Below are 15,460 nucleotides of genomic sequence, written 5' to 3' on the forward strand. Positions count from 1 at the left end.
ACAGCTTAGAGCCGGGTCCAGCTCCAAGTGGTCGTGGCCTCCAGCGGCTCCAGCGGGGTGACCAGGCGGGGGTGGGTGTTGAGCCCGTTGGGCGGCCCGGTCTGCGGCTCCACGCACACGGCGGCGTCCTGCTCGTCGTAGACCACGACCCACTCCTCGGGGCTGGTGACCTTGAGGGCGAGCCGACCCGGCCAGGTGAGGGTGACGTCCACGCCGTCGGGCATGCCGAAGCAGTCGTCCCACGGGCCCGGCTCGGGGTCGGTCCGATGGCCCGTGGGCAGATGGTCGGGGCCGCGTTCCTCCCGCCAGGCGGGGGTGAAGTCGAGGGTCACATCCGCGCCGCCGAGGATGCGGTTGAACCACGGGTGCCAGCCGATCTGGGCCGGGAAGGAGTCCTCGTACGTCTCCACGGACATCGTCAGCGTCAACGAGTTCTCGGTGAGGCCGACGACCTGGGTGACGCGTCCGGTGTGCGGCCAGGGGTCCACGAGGTCGTACGTGATCACCGCCTCGTCCGCCGTGACGCGGGCGGTACGCCAGGCGCCGTCGCGTGCGGTGCCGTGGATGGCGTGGGGCGGGGAGTTCAGGGGCATCTGGACGACGGTGGCGCCGTCCCGGAAGCGGCCGTCCCTGATGCGGCCGCACCACGGGACCATCGGGAAGCAGCCGAAGCGGTCGCCCTGGCGGAGGAGTTGGGTTCCGCCGACGCGGAGTCCTCCGATACGGCCGCCGTTGCCCGGTTGTACGGTCACCTCCGCGTCGCCCGCGGTCAGCGTGATGTCTTCGTTACTCACGGGACGACCCTACTGGGGCGATCAAGAGGGCCTTGCCCTTACCGGCGCTTTCTCAGGACCCGGCTGACGACGATCGCGGAGGCGACGGCGAGGGCGGCTGCGGGGGCGGCCCAGCGGAGGGTCGATGAGGGGGTGCTGGGCTGGGGGGCGGGGACAGGGGCGTAGCGGCCGCGGGGTGGGGCGTGGTCGACCTCTTCGGCGCTGCGGCCGATCATGGTGCGGCGGGCGTGGGCGGCCTCGGGTGCGGAGCCCTGCGGGGCTTCGGGCGCCTGGGCCTCCTCCGGCTCAGGAAGCACGGTTTCCTGCTCTGGAGGTGCCGCTTCCGGCTCAGGCAGGGCAGCTTCCGGCTCCGCCTCCGTCGCCCCCAAGTTCTCCGCGAAACGGTTCAGCAGTCGTGCGACCGCCGAGTTGACCTGTTCCGGGGGGAGTTGGGTGATGCGGCCGTCGGCCTTTGCCGTGGTGTCGAAGGTCAGGGTCGAGCCCTCGTCCGACTCGGCCACGCGCAGGGTCAGGGAGAGCTTGACCGAGCCCGTTCCCCTGGCCTCCGTCGCCTCGCCCTCCACCGCGTACGTGCCGTCCTCGCGCGGTGTGAGGTGCAGGGCGCCGCGGTAGGTGATCGTGTGGCCGCCCACCCGTAGCTTCAGACGGCCGCTCATCGGCGTATCGGCCCCCGCGTCCTGCTGGAGCCCGGGAAGTGCCCGGGCTACCCGCGCGGGGTCGGACAGCGCCTCCCTCAAGCGAGCCGTGGCGACCGGAACGAACACGTCAAGCTCCATGTCAGCGGAGCCTACCCAGGAGATGCGCCCTCGCACCCCCCGTCGGCGTAATCTCCCGGCACGTCCGTGTATCCGCGCTCACCGGACCGGAGTGGGCTCGTCAGTACCGCGGATGCACCAGGGTGGACGGGGGCAGCCCCCGTATCCGCAGTTCCTCCGCCGCCCTCGCGTCCTCCGTCAGCCGCGCGCGGGTCAGTGTGCGCAGTCGCGGGCCCTCGGCGGACAGGCCCAGCGGCGGTGCGAAGCCGCGGCCCGCCAGGATGAACCCCCAGTCGTGCGGTGCGTCGGCCCGGCCCGACGAGCGGTCCGGGCCCGCCGCGAAGCCCGGGGCCCTGCCCGCCACGCGGTACGGCGCGGTCCCCAGGCCCGCCGCACGCAGCGTCGACTCGACCGTCCAGAAGGCGCGGGGGCGGGACGCCACCGGGCCCGCGTGCACCACCAGGCGCCCGTCGTCCGTCAGCGTCCGGCGGACCAGGCCGTAGAACTCCTGCGCGTACAGCTTGGTGCTCGCCGTGATGCCCGGGTCCGGGAGGTCGGAGACGATGACGTCGTAGCGGCCGGGCGGCGCTGTACGCAGATGGCGGAAGGCGTCCGCCGTCGTGACACGGACGCGCGGGTCGTCGTACACCCTGCCGTTGAGGCGGGTCAGTGCCGGGTCCTCGCGGGCCAGGCGGACCACCTCCGCGTCCAGTTCCACGATGTCCACTCGACGCACCCCCGGGTACCGCAGCACCTCCCGCGCCGCGAGACCGTCGCCGCCGCCGAGGATCAGCACCCGCTCGTGCGGGCCGTTCATCGCCGGGTGGACCAGCGCCTCGTGGTAGCGGTATTCGTCGCGGCCGCTGACGCGGAGACGGCCGTCGAGGTAGAGGTCGACCGGGTGGCCGTCGGTGCCGCCGGTGAGGACGACCTCCTGGACGCCGGTCTGGACCGCCACGCGTACGTCGGCGCCGTACACCGCCTGCCGGGCGGCGCGTTCGAAGTCGTCGACGTGGACGGCGGCCGCGGCGAGGATGCCGAGGACCGTGAGGTTGGCGGCGAGCAGCAGCCAGCGGCCGCGCCTGGTCAGATCGCGGCGGAACAGACCGAGGACAAGGGCGCCGCCGGCCACGGCGTTGACCGCGCCGGTGATCAGCGCGCCGGTCAACTGGCCGAGCAGGGGCAGCAGAAGGAAGGGAAAGGCCAGGCCTCCGACGAGCGCGCCGACGTAGTCCGCGGCGAACAGGTCGGCCACCGCGCCGCCCGCGTCCTGGCGCCGGATGCGCTGGATCAGCTCCATCAGCAGCGGGACTTCGGCACCGATCAGCAGGCCGATGGCGAGGGAGAAGGTGACCAGCAGGATCCGGGGGCCGTGTCCCCACAGGCCGCCCCAGTCGCCGGTCCAGGCGAACACGGCGTACAGGGCGAGCGCGCTGCAGCCGCCGACGAGGGCGAGGACCGTCTCGATCGCGCCGAAGCCCGCGGCGGCGTGCCAGCGCAGCCGTTTGGCGACGAGCGAGCCGAGGCCCATCGCGAAGACCATGACGGACAGCACCACGGAGGCCTGGGTGACCGAGTCTCCGATCAAGTAGGAGGCGAGGGCGACCAGTTCGAGTTCGTACACGAGTCCGCAGGCGGCGCAGACGAAGACGCACGCGAGGACCAGGAACCGTCCGGTGTCCGGCCGGACGGGCAGCCGCGCCGGGCCGCCCCAGGGTGGCGGGGTGCCGGGCGGGGCGGGCGCGTGCGGTTCGATCACGTTGCGACGTTACGTCACGGGCGCGTCACGCTTCGTCACCCACACGTGTGGAACTGGCGCCTCAAACGCCGGGCGGGGCTGTCGAACTCATACGCCCGACGGGCTCAGCGCGCTCACCGGAACCCGGACCCCGACCCGGGTCCGGGTCGCCACCAACTGGCCGTCCTGCGGGTAGGCGTGCCAGGTCCGCCAGTGCACCTGCCCCTCCTGGCGCTGCGCCAGCATCGCGGTGAAGGCGTGCGGGCTGCCGGGGAAGACTCCGGCCAGGCCGTTGGGGTGGTCGGCGACCAGGGCCAGCAACTCCTGGGCGCGGCCCGCGAACTGACCCGGCGCCAGGACCTCGACGCGGGCGGCGAACTCGTACTCCCAGTCCCCGACCCGTTTGGCGACGCCCAGCGGGAGGGGGGTGCTGCTGCCCGGGATGCATGCCACCGTCTCCGAACAACTGCCCCGCTCCTCCTCCAGGAGCACCTGGTGGGACGCGCCGAGCAGTCTCAACTGGAGCGTCGCCCCGGACAGTTCGAGGTCGAGGGTGGCCAGTGCGGGGAGCGGCTCACGCCCCAGGGCCCAGGCGAGGTCGGCCGCGCGCGTGTCGGTGTAGGAGGTGTTCAGGGTCGTGAGCATGGATCGGCTCCGCTAGCACGCAAAAGAAAGGGAGGTGGGGGTCCGGCGCACCCCGGTCGACACCGGGGGATCGGCCCGGTCAGCCCGGTCGGCGAGTCTGGGGGGTCCGCCGGGTGTCCGATGGGGCCGCGTTGGTGAATTAGAGGGAATCATGAACGGTGGCGCCGCCACAGCGTTTTTACCCAACTTCGTAGGGTTTCCATCCCTCAGAGGGCTCCACAGCTCAACTGTTCAACCAGGGCGTGCGCCGTGTCGGCTGGGGCGTACGCCGGAGCGCGGGCCCGTGCCACGGACACGGCAGCGGGGCCCGCCCCCCGTGGGCGGGCCCCGCTGTCCGGATGCGGTTCCCCCGGTGTGGAGCTCAGCTGCCCCGTGTCAGCTGCCTCCTCCCCCGCATCCACCCCCGCCGCCGCAGGAGGACGACGATCCGCCTCCGCAGGACGAGCCGCCGCTGTCGCCTCCACCGGCCCACCAGCTGGAGCTGCTGTCGTTGCTGTGGTTGCTGTCGCGGCGGCCGTAGGAGCGCCGGGACTGCTGCGTCATCTGGCGGCGACCGGCCCCCACGATCGCCAGCGTGATCAGGCCCGCGAAAAGAACCAGCAGGATGATGCCGAGTGCCATGGGCATGACCTCACCCTCCTTTCGTCTCTGTACACAGCTCCCCCGAAGCGGCCCCCCATGGGCGCCTCGCCAGCTGCGTGTACGGGAGATGCCCTCCCCGCTGACGACCCAAAGCAGAGTTGAGGAACTCCAGAGCTTCGGCGCAGGATGGCCCGCATGACCTCAAGCGCGCGTCCTCTCCTCAACCGCAGCCTCGCCGAGTTCGGAACGACGATCTTCGCCGAGATGTCGGCGCTGGCCCTGCGGACCGGGTCCATCAATCTGGGCCAGGGTTTCCCGGACACGGACGGACCCGAGGAGATCCGGGAGGCGGCGGTGCGCGCGCTGCGCGACGGACGCGGCAACCAGTACCCGCCGGGCCCCGGCGTGCCCGAGCTGCGCACCGCGGTGGCCGCGCACCAGCGGCGCCTGTACGGGCTGACGTACGACCCGGACACCGAGGTGCTGGTGACGGCGGGCGCGACGGAGGCCGTCGCCGCCTCGCTGCTGGCGCTGCTGGAGCCGGGCGACGAGGTGGTGGCGCTGGAGCCGTACTACGACTCCTACGCGGCCTGTATCGCGATGGCCGGCGGCCGCCGGGTGCCGGTCACCCTGCGGCCGGACCAGGGCCGCTTCCGGCTGGACCTCGACGAGCTGCGCGCCGCGGTCACCGACCGCACCCGGCTGCTGCTGATCAACACCCCGCACAACCCGACCGGCACGGTCCTCACCCGCGAGGAGCTGGCCGCGGTGGCGGAGCTCGCCGTGGAGCGCGATCTGCTGGTCGTCACGGACGAGGTGTACGAGCATCTGGTCTTCGACGGCGCCGAGCATCTGCCGCTGGCGACCTTCCCCGGGATGCGGGAGCGGACGGTCACCATCGGCTCGGCGGGCAAGACCTACTCGTTCACCGGCTGGAAGGTCGGCTGGGTTACCGGAACCGCAGAACTGGTGACCGCCGTCCGTTCCGCCAAGCAGTTCCTGACCTACGTCAGCGCGGGCCCCTTCCAGTACGCGATCGCCGAAGCTCTCCGCCTGCCGGACTCGTACTTCGACAGCTTCCGCGCCGATCTCCAACGCAAGCGCGACCTGCTCGGCGACGGCCTGCGCACGGCCGGGTTCGAGGTCTATCAGCCACAGGGAACGTACTTCATCACCACCGACATCAGCCCCCTCGGCGAGAAGGACGCCTACGCCTTCTGCCGGGCCCTCCCCGAACGCTGCGGCGTCGTCGCCATCCCCAACTCCGTCTTCTACGACCACCCCGACGCCGGCCGCAGCCTGGTCCGCTTCACCTTCTGCAAGAAGGACGACGTCCTCGACGAGGCCACCAGCCGCCTGCAACGCCTCGCGCCCTAAATGACGTCGGGCCGGCCACCTACCCGTTGGTATTGCCATGTGCGGTTGGTCTTGGGCGGTCTCTCGCGTGAATCTCGCCGCCGCCGCGAGGCCGTCCGAGGTCAGCTGGACGCTGCGCCGGGACGAGGCGGACGACCGGAGACTCCGGAGCAACCCCGCCTCCAGCGACCGCACCCACGTCACGTACTTGACGTACTTGACGTACTTGACTGATGAGTGCACGCTGGAGAGGTCAGGACGAACAAGGAGGCAGGTCATGGCCGCGGTCCACTACGAGAGCTACACCCAGGCGCGCACACACCTGAAGGACCTCCTCGACGCGGCCGACGAGGGACGGGTGGCGACCGTACGCCGTGACTCCGGGCGCTCGGCAGTCGTGGACGTGGAGCGGCTGCGCCGGTATCTGTCGCTGGTGTGCCCCTCGAAGGCGGAGGTGGTCGCCGAGGCGGGCGGCTGGTCCGTCTTTCTGCCCGGCCTGCCGCTGGCCGCCGACGGGACTACCTTCGACGAAGCCATAGGGGATATGGTCCAGGTCCTTCGCGAGTATGCCGAGGACTGGCAGGACAGGCTGCGGACCGCACCCAACCACGCGGACAACTGGGGCCTGGTGCAGCTGATCGCTCTCAGCGACGACGGACAGCTGCGCGATTGGCTGGTGGGTGCTCCACGGTGACCTGGCCCCAGCCCGACCGTGAGAACCATGACCGTTTCTGCCGTGCCGAGAAATGGGAACGCGTCCGGGACGCACGCGGACGCACCGGTACCCACCACGTGACCTACGAGCTCACCCTGCACGACGGCCGGATCCTGCGCACCAGAATCTCGCACCCGGTGGATCGCACCGCGTACGGCGCCGCGATGTGGCGACACATCCTGCGGGACCAACTGGACGTCAGCGAGGACGAGTTCTGGGCCTGCGTACAGCAGGGCGAGCTGCCTGACCGAGGTGCCCCCGAGCCGCCGAGCGAGGCCCTTCCCGCTGACCTGGTGCATCTGCTCATCCATCGTGCGGGCGTTGGCGAGGACACCGTGGCGGGGATGACCAAGGACGAAGCGGTCGCGAGACTCCAGAAGTACTGGACGGACGGGAGCTGAGTCCCCACCCTCGGCGCGAAGGGCGGGCCTCAACACCTGGACAGCTCCATGTCCCGGTAACCGGCCCGGCGGTCAGCTCCACTCGCCGGGCATCGGCACGCTCCCGCGCCGCCGGGTCCGTTGCCGCCCCCGCGACGCCCAGCAGCTCCGCGAGCTCCGGCGGCATGTCCGCGAGCAGCTCGGGACCGGCATCGGAGAGGTCGATGTCCAGGAACACCGGATCGGCCATCCCACGGTCACGCTCGATCGCGCCCAGGTCGTCCAGCAGGTCGAGCACCGCGCGCAGGTCCCGGTCGGCGTGCTCGAACCACATCCGGTGCCGAAGGTCCGACCCGGCGTCGAGTTGGGAGGAGGTCCGATAGGCCAGGTGTACCGTGTCGCGCAGCCGCGGCCAGGGAATCAACCGGGACGCGGACACGGTGGTCAGGTTTTCCCCTCGATGCGCCCGATTTCAACGTCGGTGCTGGGATCCGACTTTGTTCGCGGACCTGCGCAGGCGCTTGGCCAGTGTCTTGTCCCGGGCCCTCAAGTGTCGTCCTGCCGCTTCCAGGACGGGCCCGGTAGCGGGGTGGTCGCAGCGCCACAGTTCGTCGGCGGCCTGCTCCAGGAGTGGCAGAACCAGGTCCTCCTCCTGTTCCAGGAACATGGCAAATGCCTCGCCCGCTACGCCGAGCGGACCCCACAGATGGTCCACGAGCCCCCAGAGCTGGAGTTCACGACCGTCCCCCTCGGGGGTCTCACCACGGCCGACCAACGCGATCGCCGCGGTCTCGGCACAGCCGGGGACCTGGGAGGCCGCGGCTTTGCGCAGGACCGCTAGCGCTCTGGGTTCGTCGAGTTCTGCCAGCACCGGCGCGGCGGCAAGGCGGCGGAGGGCCGCGTCGGCCTCCAACCCTGCGCAGGCGTCGACGAGCTGGACCGCGGCCGGTCCCTGGCCCCGATGCCTGATCCATCCGGTGATCTCGGCGTGGGCAGCGTCCTGGTCGTAGTCGAGCAGGGCGTCGAGCAGTGTCGGGGCGTCGGCGTCGGCCAGTTCGCCGATGAGCGGAGCGTGGACTCCCTCGGCGAGAAGGTACTCGCGCAGCCCGTGGCGTCCCAGCGGGGTGAGCCTGAGCCGTGTACCAGGCAGGGGAGCGCCGTCGCTGATTTCGGTACTTCCCCCGATGCCGAGGATGTCGAGAAGGATGTGGTCGCGCTCCCCGCTCGTCTCCGGGCCGGGCTCGACCTCCGCCGCCTGGTACTCGGCGAGGAGCGGGGCCGCTTGGCCGAGAATCTGCAGAAGGATCAGCTCCACCAGCCGTGCCTCCTGCTTGGGGAGGCCCTCGCGGAGCGCGCCGACGAGCAGCGCCGTCTCCAGCCACTCGCCGTCGGGAACCTCGTACAGCGCCCGCAGCACCACCGCCGCCAAGCCGTCGCCGTCCTCGGCCCGCATGTCCAGCGCGGCCAGCAGCGCCGGAGGCAGGCCGAGATTCCCGAGGTCGTTCAGGGCATCGAGTTCGTCTTCGAGTGCCTGGCACCAGACCTCCAGCACTCCCTCGTCTCCCGCGGCGGCAGGCAGATCAGTACCCGGACGGGCGGTTCCTGCGCCGATCTCCACCAGGTCCGTGTACAGAGCGAGCTGCCAGGGGCCGTCCAGGCAGGGCAGGTCGCCGGAGCTGCGCAGGCGGGCCAGCCGCTTGTCGCGCTCCGCGGGCCGGAGTGCGATCAGCTCGTCGTCCTGGGCCCACAGCTGCAGTTCCTGGACGGCCTGGCGGCCCAGTGCGGGCTTGAGCACGTCCCGGGACGTGACGGCTCGTCCGCCCTCGCACCAGTGGGCCAGGCGGAGCGCGGAGGCGATCAGCGGCACCTGCCGCGCGGCCTCGGCGAGCTCCGCGCGCGGCGCCAGGAAGACGGGGCGCACGGGGACGGACTCCGCCGCGAGGGCCTCGTCGTACTCGTCGTACTCGTCGTCGTGGATCTTGCCGCAGGAGCAGCGCCGCACGCCGGGGGCGGCTGCGGCCGGGGCCGCCGTAGGCGGCCTCGGGACCAGTTCGGCCAGTTCCTGGTCCAGGGCGTCGCGGTCGAACCAGGCGGGGTCGAACGCCTCCTCGCGCAGGGTTTCGACCAGGTCGGTCCACGGCTCGGGGGCCGGTGCGCCGCGGTCCGCGACGGCGTCGAGTACGGCCTGCAGCCCCCAGGCACCGCCGGTGTCCTCGGCGTAGGGCATGGCGCGGCGTCCCCCGGTGCAGCGGACGCGTCGGTCGGACGCGGACGCGGGGAGGGTCTTCTCCAGGGTGATCCGGTGCCGCCAGTCGTCGCCGAAGTCGTAGGTGTACTCCAGGCCGCCGCCCTCGTAGGGCAGTACTTCGGCCACGGTCACGGACTCCTCGTCGGCGTCGCGGAGGGGATCGCGGTCCAACGGTGCGTCGAAGTCGACGAACTGGCGGCCGGAGGAGGGTTCGGTGAAGGAGTGCAGGTGCGAGTCGCGCCAGCCGAAGCACACTTGGATGATGTCGTGCAGGCAGCCGAGCGAGGTGTCGGCGGGCAGGGTGACCCGGCGCCAGATCGGCGGGCTGGTGTCTCGCAGGGCGATCTTCAACTGGTAGGTCGGCACGGGCTCGGCGGTCACGACGAAGGGTTCCCTTGAGGCGGAGGCGGAGGCGGAGGCGGAGGCGGAGGCGGATTCCGGCACCGGTAAGGCGCTGCGCCCGTAAAGGTGTCGCAGCCGTCCGTGGCGGGTACCGATGCCATCTTCCCGCACTGCGCCGAGTGGGCGAGGCACTTCTGGCACGCGCTGTCCGCCCGCGCGGATAGCCTTGACCGGCCGAGGGCCCGCGGGCAACCCGCACCCTCTCGAACGGTTGTAGGAGTCTGTGCCAGGAGTGGGCGTAGTGGCGAAGGTTCATCCGTCGGCAGAGCCCGAGCCGGCTGCTGCGGACCGGGAACGGTTGTCGGCCTGTCTGCCGGAACTCGCCTCGGGTGAGGCGGTGTTCCTTCCCGCGGATCCGCCCCGGATGGGACGGGTGGCGTTCTGGACGCCCGGTGGTGAGCCGCCGGATCTCGGGGTGGAACCCACCGAACTCACCGTGGTCCGCCCGCACGGTTCCTCCGTACGCCGGGCGCGGGTGGTCGCCGTGCCGCTGTCGGTGGATCAGGCGCTGCCGCTGCTGACCCGCTGCCGGGCCCTCGGCGCCGACGGCAGCGGGCGGGCGTCGGCCGGTACCGCGCTCTGGGGCGGGGCGGCCCTGCTCGGCCTGCGTCTGCTCGCCCGGGGCCGGATCCTGCCCGGGGTGTCGCCAGAAGGATTCGACGCGTGGCGGGTCGGCCCGCTGGACGCCGAGGACCACGAGCGGCTGGCTTCCCTGGCCGCCGCCATGCCCCCGGAGGCCCGCGCGGTCGCGGTTCCCGGACTCGCTCCCCTCACGCTTCCGGCGGCCGAGCCGCTGCTGCGTGCCTTCCTGGACGCCGTGGCCGACTCCCTCGCCCGCCCTCCCGCCGCGCGCCAGGTGACCGGCGGACCGGCGTTCGCGGCGCGCGCTCCGCAGTCCGTGCCCGAGCAGCGGGGCTGGGCGGCGGAGGTCGCCGCCGGTCGCGACGCGGGTCTGGCGGTGTCGCTGCGCCTGGAACTGGGCCGCGCGGACTCCTTCCGGGCCGTGGTCCAACTGCGCAGCCTGGCCGATCCCACGGTGCTCGCCGACGCCGCGGACCTGTGGTCCGGGAGGACCACCGCACCCGAACTGTTCGGCCCCCGGGCCCAGGTGGACACGCTGCTGACGCTGCGCCGGGCCGCCCGCGCCTGGCCCCCGGCCGGACGGCTGCTGGACTCCGCCGCCCCGGCCGGCCTGGAGCTGTCCGACGAGGAGGCCCAGGCGCTGCTGGGCGACGCGGCGGAAAGCCTTGCCGCCGCCGGGGTCGCCGTGCACTGGCCCAAGGAGCTGGTTCGCGAGCTGACCGCCTCCGGCGTCCTGGAACCCGTACGCCGCCGGGGGACTCAGTCCTCGGCCGAGTCCTTCCTGTCCTCCGGCGGCCTGGTGGACTTCCGCTGGCGGGTCGCCCTCGGGGACCGCGAGCTCACCGAGGAGGAGCTGGAACGGCTGGTCCAGGCGCACCGGCCGATCGTGCGACTGCGCGACCAGTGGGTGGTCGTGGACCCGGAACTGGTCCGCCGACTGCGACGGGCCGCGCGGTCCAGGACGGCGGCGTTCACCACGATCGACGCCCTGGGCGCCGCGCTGACCGGCAGCGTCGAGGTGGACGGCGAACAGGTCGCGGTCACCGCCGACGGCGTACTGGAGGAACTGCGCTCCCGGATCACCGACCCCGAGGCGCGCGCCGCGCGCGAACCCCAGGGGCCGCCGGAAGCCCTTGCCGCGACCCTGCGCGACTACCAGCTGCGCGGCCTGAACTGGCTGCACCGGATGACCTCGCTCGGCCTGGGCGGCTGTCTCGCCGACGACATGGGCCTGGGCAAGACCGTCACCCTGATCGCGCTCCACCTGCGTCGCCAGGAGCGGGAAGCCACCGCCGGCCCCACCCTGGTGGTCTGCCCCGCCGCGCTGCTCGGCAACTGGGAGCGCGAGATCCAGCGCTTCGCACCGGCCACCCCGGTGCGCCGCTTCCACGGCCCCGGCCGCGACCTGTCCGGCCTCGACGGCGCAGGCGGGGGCGGCTTCGTCCTGACCACCTACGGCACCATGCGGCGCGACGCCGAACGACTCGGGGAGCAGCCCTGGGGACTGCTCGTGGCCGACGAGGCCCAGCACGTCAAGAACCCGCACGCGCTCACCGCCCAGGCGCTCCGCCGGATCCCCTCGCGGGGGCGGGTCGCACTGACCGGCACCCCGGTCGAGAACAACCTGTCCGAACTGTGGTCGTTGCTCGACTGGACCACCCCCGGCCTGCTCGGCACGCTCACCTCCTTCCGTGACCGCTACGCCACGGCTGTCGAGGGCGACCGCGACGAACAGGCCGCCCTGCGGCTGTCCGCACTGATCCGCCCCTTCCTGCTGCGCCGGCAAGTCCGATCCCGGCATCGCTCCCGAACTACCGCCCAAGACCGAGACCGACCAGCCGGTGTCGCTGACGAAGGAGCAGGTCTCGCTGTACGAGGCGCTGGTACGCGAGCTCATGGCCGAGATCGAGGAGAGGCAGGGCATCGCCCGGCGCGGCCTGGTGATGAAGCTGCTCACCGGCCTGAAGCAGGTCTGCAACCACCCCGCGCAGTTCCTGAAGGAACCCGCGGGCTCGAAGCTGCCCGGCCGCTCGGGGAAACTGGAACTCCTGGACGAACTCCTGGACACCGTCCTGGCCGAGGACGGGTCGGCCCTGGTCTTCACCCAGTACGTGGCCATGGGCGCACTGATCGAGCGCCACTTCGCCGACCGCGGCGTGGACACCCTGTTCCTGCACGGAGGCACCACGGTCAAACGGCGGGAGGAGATGGTCGACGCCTTCCAGAGCGGAGAGAAGAAGGTGTTCCTGCTGTCCCTCAAAGCCGCCGGTACGGGTCTGAACCTGACCCGGGCAGGACACGTCATCCACTACGACCGCTGGTGGAACCCGGCCGTGGAGGACCAGGCCACCGACCGCGCCTACCGGATCGGACAGACCCAGCCGGTCCAGGTGCACAAGCTGATCGCCGAGGGGACCGTCGAGGACCGGGTCGCCGAGATGCTCCGTCAGAAGAGGGAACTGGCCGACTCGGTGCTGGGCTCGGGCGAGGCGGCGTTCAGCGAACTGAGCGACGGCGAACTGGCCGAACTGGTCACGCTGCGAAGGACCGGACGATGACCGGGCGCAGCCGACCGGGCAAGTCGGCCACCCGCGTCTTCGAGGCACTCCCTCCGGCCAAGGGCAGTCGCGCGCCCTTCGCCGAATCCTGGTTGGGGCCGCGAATGGCTGCGGGCCCTGGAGGAGTCCTCCCTGGACCCCGCCCGCCTGCAACGTGGCCGGACCTACGCTCGCGGCGGCGCGGTCGGACAGGTCACGATCGTCCCTGGCTCGGCCGCCGCCCCGGTGCAGGGCAGCCGCCGCACCCCGTACCGCTCCACGGTCCAGGTCGAGCAGCTGACGGACCGGCAGTGGGACCGGCTGCTCGACATGATCGCCGAGCGGGCCGCCAACATCGCCGCGCTGCTGGACGGCGAGATGCCCGCCGGGCTCGCCGACGACGCCACGGCCGCCGGTGTCCCGCTGCTTCCCGGCCCCCGGGACCTCGACCCCGCGTGCAGCTGTCCGGACTGGGGCTACCCCTGCAAACACGCCGCCGCCCTCTGCTACCAGGTCGCCCGGCTCCTGGACAACGACCCCTTCGTGCTGCTGCTCCTGCGGGGCCGCGGCGAGCGGGAGCTGATGGACGAGCTCGGCCGCCGCAACACCGCCCGCGGCGCCGCCGAAGCCGCATCGTACGCGGCAACCCCTCTCTTCGTGCCCGCAGGCATTCGGAAAGACTCGTCTAGGGGGTGTTTTGAAAGTCCTGTGCGGTGCCCGCGGTGTTCGGTGCGTGCCCTCGGCGTGCCGGACGAAGGCCCTCGTACTGGACGTACTTGGGTCTTTGGCCGGTGCGGCGAGGGTGCGTGCCGGGCGCCGTGGGTGCTGTGCGGGACTTTCAAAACACCCCCTAGGCCCGGTGACAGCGCCCCCGGATCATGCAGGACCGGGGCAGCAAAGAGTCATACCGGCCCCGAAGGATGCGAACCCGAGCCGGGCTCTGCGAAGAAGGTGATGGGCGGGCGGTAGCCCTCCTCGGCCAGCCAGGCGCGGGCCCGGCCGCGCTGTCGCTCATCACGGAACCGGTGGTACCGGCTCCAGGAGCGCTCGTCACGAGCGAGGACGTCCTTGAAGCGCCGGAAGGCGCCCCGCCCACCGACGGCGATCCGCAGCCGCTCGGCAAGGGCGGCGTCCTCGACCTCTTCGATGAACAGCTCCATGTCCCGGTAACCGGCCCTGGACCCCAGAGCCGGCACGTACAGCCATCGCTCGGGATCGTCGTCCTCCTCGCCCTCGGGACCAGGCGACAGCTCAGCTGTGAACGCAGGCCAGCACTCCCCGGTGGACAGATCGATCCGGCCACCGGACGCGGCCGGGTCGCCCTCCAGCAGCATGGCGAGCATCTCCAGATCGACCGCGAGCGGGCGCAGGAGGGAGATCGCCGCGTCTCCCGTGGCCGCGCGCAATCGGTCCGCCAGCTCCTCATCGCCCCGGAAGCCACGCTCCTGGAGCGCGCCGAGAAAGAAGGCCGCCATCTCCGCAGCCCCCGGCAAGCCCTGCGCCGCGGCCCCGGCCACACCATCGCCGGCCAGCTGCAGCACCTCACGCACGGGTCCACGACGCAACGCCGCAAACAGCGCCACTCCGTCCTGCGCGTGGAGCGCGCCACGCACGGCCCGCAGCCCGTCCTCGCCCCATCCCTCAACCACGACCCCGACGGTAGCGCGCCACCGAGGACGTAATGCGCCGGGACCCATCGGTTTCCCTCCGCCCGGCTCCGTGCCAGTGCCGGCGCACCCGGCGCCTGGGCGGCGGGGGGTCAGGCGGTGTTGCCCGGTCAGCGGCGCCGTTTGCGGCCGCCCTTGCCTGAGGAGCGCCGAGCCTTCCGGGCGCGGCCGAGGCGGGCGCCGTGGGTCCCCAGCGCCCGGGCCGCCAGCTGCCTGAGCTCGTCGAGTCCGGCCCGGTCCGGGTGCGCGGAATCCAACGCTGCGGCAACCGCGTCCCTGGCCTGGGAGCCCTGGGCGCGCAGCACCCCCTCGGCGCCGTCCCCGCCGCCCGCCAGCTCCACGAGCTGAAGCAGGCTCTCGGCGAGCACCAGCAGAGTCTCTTCATCGGTCATGTCCTGTGGGGACAGCAGCTCGCGCTGCGCCAGCGCGTTCAGCGCAAGGGGCGCCAGCTGGGTGTCGTGACGCAGCCTACGCAGCAGTCGTTCGCCCTCACCGTCCGGCAACGCCGCCAGCAGCACATCGAGCATCGCCTGTGCACGCGTGCGGAAAGCCATGGTCCTTACGGCGTCGGTCAGTTGCCGCAGTGCGGCCTCCCGCTCGCCGCGGGCCGTGATCCAGCCGGCCAGCTCCGTCCGGGCGGCGTCCGGGTCGTAGTCCTCGGCCAGCACCCCCAGCAGGCCGACCGCCGGCGCCTGGGCCAGTTCGCCGACCAACGGTGCGCCCCTGCCGGCCGCCAGCAGCCGCCGCCGTACGGCCCGGGTACCGAGCTCGGTGAGACGGATGAGCTCGACCGGCCCTGTGGTCAACTCCTCACGCCGGGCATCGGCACGCTCCCGCGCCGCCGGGTCCGTTGCCGCCCCCGCGACGCCCAGCAGCTCCGCGAGCTCCGGCGGCATGTCCGCGAGCAGCTCGGGACCGGCATCGGAGAGGTCGATGTCGAGGAACACCGGATCGGCCATCCCACGGTCACGCTCGATCGCGCCCAGGTCGTCCAGCAGGTCGAGCACCGCGTGCAGGTCCCGGTCGGCGTGCTCGAACCACATCCGGTGCTGGAGGTCC

General features: G+C 72.2%; 12 protein-coding genes and 1 pseudogene. 5 read left to right on the top strand and 8 right to left on the bottom strand.

Annotated features, from left to right (window positions below; translation table 11 throughout):
• Nucleotides 1-5: 5 nt before the first annotated feature.
• From RMT89_RS28010 to RMT89_RS28030, 5 genes are all read right to left on the bottom strand, one after another.
• On the bottom strand, nucleotides 6-794 hold the full coding sequence (locus tag RMT89_RS28010; protein WP_315886561.1) for an aldose 1-epimerase: 789 nt from the start codon (nucleotides 792-794) through the stop codon (nucleotides 6-8).
• A 38-nt stretch (nucleotides 795-832) separates the two neighbouring features.
• A complete protein-coding gene (locus tag RMT89_RS28015) occupies nucleotides 833-1,570 on the bottom strand; it encodes an SRPBCC domain-containing protein (protein ID WP_315886562.1) in 738 nt (245 codons plus the stop codon).
• 100 nt (nucleotides 1,571-1,670) lie between these two features.
• Nucleotides 1,671-3,308, bottom strand: a complete 1,638-nt coding sequence (locus RMT89_RS28020) for a polyamine aminopropyltransferase (RefSeq protein ID WP_315886563.1) — start codon at nucleotides 3,306-3,308, stop codon at nucleotides 1,671-1,673.
• A gap of 87 nt (nucleotides 3,309-3,395) precedes the next feature.
• The gene (locus RMT89_RS28025; RefSeq protein ID WP_315886564.1) at nucleotides 3,396-3,932 is read right to left on the bottom strand and encodes a DUF2617 family protein; all 537 of its coding nucleotides are present in this window, start codon (nucleotides 3,930-3,932) and stop codon (nucleotides 3,396-3,398) included.
• A gap of 375 nt (nucleotides 3,933-4,307) precedes the next feature.
• Entirely contained in the window at nucleotides 4,308-4,559 is a 252-nt protein-coding gene (locus tag RMT89_RS28030; RefSeq protein WP_315886565.1) for a hypothetical protein, read from the bottom strand.
• A gap of 141 nt (nucleotides 4,560-4,700) precedes the next feature.
• Between RMT89_RS28030 and RMT89_RS28035 the strand changes: the two genes are divergently transcribed.
• From RMT89_RS28035 to RMT89_RS28045, 3 genes are all read left to right on the top strand, one after another.
• Entirely contained in the window at nucleotides 4,701-5,891 is a 1,191-nt protein-coding gene (locus tag RMT89_RS28035) for a pyridoxal phosphate-dependent aminotransferase (RefSeq protein WP_315886566.1), read from the top strand.
• 67 nt (nucleotides 5,892-5,958) lie between these two features.
• Entirely contained in the window at nucleotides 5,959-6,564 is a 606-nt protein-coding gene (locus tag RMT89_RS28040) for a hypothetical protein (RefSeq protein WP_315886567.1), read from the top strand.
• Nucleotides 6,561-6,986, top strand: coding sequence for a cytotoxic translational repressor of toxin-antitoxin stability system (locus RMT89_RS28045; protein WP_315886568.1), 426 nt, complete (start codon nucleotides 6,561-6,563; stop codon nucleotides 6,984-6,986). The genes RMT89_RS28040 and RMT89_RS28045 overlap by 4 nt, the downstream gene beginning before the upstream one ends.
• A 451-nt stretch (nucleotides 6,987-7,437) precedes the next feature.
• Here RMT89_RS28045 and RMT89_RS28050 read toward each other — a convergent pair whose 3' ends face one another.
• A complete protein-coding gene (locus tag RMT89_RS28050) occupies nucleotides 7,438-9,594 on the bottom strand; it encodes a plasmid pRiA4b ORF-3 family protein (protein ID WP_315886569.1) in 2,157 nt (718 codons plus the stop codon).
• A gap of 385 nt (nucleotides 9,595-9,979) precedes the next feature.
• Here RMT89_RS28050 and RMT89_RS28055 point away from each other — a divergent pair.
• Both RMT89_RS28055 and RMT89_RS46080 read left to right on the top strand, forming a co-directional pair.
• Nucleotides 9,980-12,755 (top strand): annotated as a pseudogene (locus RMT89_RS28055) (DEAD/DEAH box helicase).
• 225 nt (nucleotides 12,756-12,980) lie between these two features.
• Nucleotides 12,981-13,703 carry an SWIM zinc finger family protein gene (locus RMT89_RS46080; RefSeq protein WP_399498491.1) on the top strand — a complete coding sequence of 241 codons (723 nt, stop codon included), beginning with the start codon at nucleotides 12,981-12,983 and terminating at the stop codon, nucleotides 13,701-13,703.
• Here the strand turns inward: RMT89_RS46080 and RMT89_RS28065 are convergent.
• The gene (locus RMT89_RS28065) at nucleotides 13,637-14,383 is read right to left on the bottom strand and encodes a UPF0158 family protein (RefSeq protein WP_315886570.1); all 747 of its coding nucleotides are present in this window, start codon (nucleotides 14,381-14,383) and stop codon (nucleotides 13,637-13,639) included. The two genes, RMT89_RS46080 and RMT89_RS28065, sit on opposite strands and share 67 nt — an antisense overlap.
• 128 nt (nucleotides 14,384-14,511) lie before the next feature.
• Complete coding sequence (locus tag RMT89_RS28070; protein ID WP_315886571.1) at nucleotides 14,512-15,444, bottom strand: hypothetical protein; 933 nt, start codon at nucleotides 15,442-15,444, stop codon at nucleotides 14,512-14,514.
• Nucleotides 15,445-15,460 lie beyond the last annotated feature (16 nt).

Origin of the sequence: Streptomyces sp. P17, assembly GCF_032436805.1 — a bacterium.
Lineage (GTDB): Bacteria > Actinomycetota > Actinomycetes > Streptomycetales > Streptomycetaceae > Streptomyces.